The sequence below is a fragment of the Arthrobacter sp. Y3223164 genome (assembly GCF_059091005.1).
Map to the genome: position 1 here is coordinate 1 of NZ_JBNHGF010000582.1, position 1,287 is coordinate 1,287.

1 protein-coding gene is annotated in these 1,287 nt (G+C 68.5%); it reads right to left on the reverse strand.

Features of this window, described 5'->3' with window-relative positions; translation table 11 throughout:
* Positions 1-51: 51 nt before the first annotated feature.
* Positions 52-1,143 (reverse strand): GTP pyrophosphokinase, encoded by a 1,092-nt coding sequence (locus AC5RUJ_RS16580; protein ID WP_494000753.1) that lies wholly within the window; start codon positions 1,141-1,143, stop codon positions 52-54.
* Positions 1,144-1,287 lie beyond the last annotated feature (144 nt).

The following is a 1,287-nucleotide window of genomic DNA, read 5'->3' on the forward strand; positions in this document are numbered from 1 at the left end:
GCCCCGCAGCGCCGGCCGGGTGAACGGGCAAGCGACCTGTCGGGCGGCCGCCTACATGCCCTGGCGGTAGGTCTCCAGCTGCCGGAACCGGCGCTGCAGCGACTCGCGCCGGTGCTCGTCCTCGCCGGCGGTGAGCTCGATGTGGCGGCGGCCGAAGCGCCACAGCAGCAGATCGTCCAGCAGGCGGTCCGGTCCGGGGGAGTAGCGGTGTTCCAGGGCGGCGCGGACATCCGTGATGGTTTCCGGATTCAGCAAGGCCGCCAGCTCGGTCGTGGTCTTCAGGCCGTGCGCCGCCAGCAGCTCCGCCGCCCAGCCCCAGTCGTCGTCGGACTTGCGGTCCACGTGCGGCAGCAGGGTCTGCCAGACCTCGCGGACCCGGCGGGGGGTCAGCGGCGCGGCGCCTTCGCCCTCTTCGTCCCAGTAGCCGGTGACGGTTTCGTAGCGATCGTGGAGTTCGGCGAAGGCCGATTCGACCGCTTCCAGCATGGCGGCCGTGGCCGTGAACTGGCGGTCGAAATAGGGGCTCCAGGCACGCGGGTCAGCGGACTTGAAGCGGATATCGTGCTCCAATTCCGACCAGGCGTGCGAAAGGATCGTACGGATTTGTACTTCGAAGAGGTAGCTGCCGGTGGCGCGGGCAGGTTCACCCAGGGCCTGCTGGTACGCCTTCACCGCGTTGTTCTGCAGCGTGCGCAGGATCAGGTGTCGGCTGGCGTACCCATAGGTGCCTGACTCGATCGAGCCGATATCCTTCTCCCGGTCGGCACGGCAGTCGAAGTCGCTGCGCTGGCGCTTGATCAACGCTGCGGCCTGCCGGATCTGGTGCGGCAGGCTGACGATCACCCGCACGCCCACCAGATCCTGGATTTCGCGCAGCGGATCGGGGAATTCCAGCGCCGGGGCGCCGCCGGGTTCGGCCGGCTGGAGCATCCGCGACGCCTTGTCGCGGAAAGACTCCACGCTCTTGGTCCGGGCCGTGACGAACAGCGGCGTGAGTTCGGCGGTGCGGAAGATGTTGCGGATGTCCGACTGCAGCTGCGAGGTGACCGTTTCCAACGCCGGGCGAACCCGCTCGTAGTGCGCCGTGCTGGCTTCCACCTGCGGGCGCAGTTGCTCATCCAACCGATCCCAATGCATGCCCATGCTCCTGGCTCTCCTGCGGTAGCTTCATGCGGTAAGTGAACAACCTACCAAGACAGCGGCCGCGGAACGTATCCGCAGGATGCCGGGAGCGGACCGCAGGCCGCGGCCCGTCCCGGCAGGCCCGCGGCGAACGCGCATAGCCCC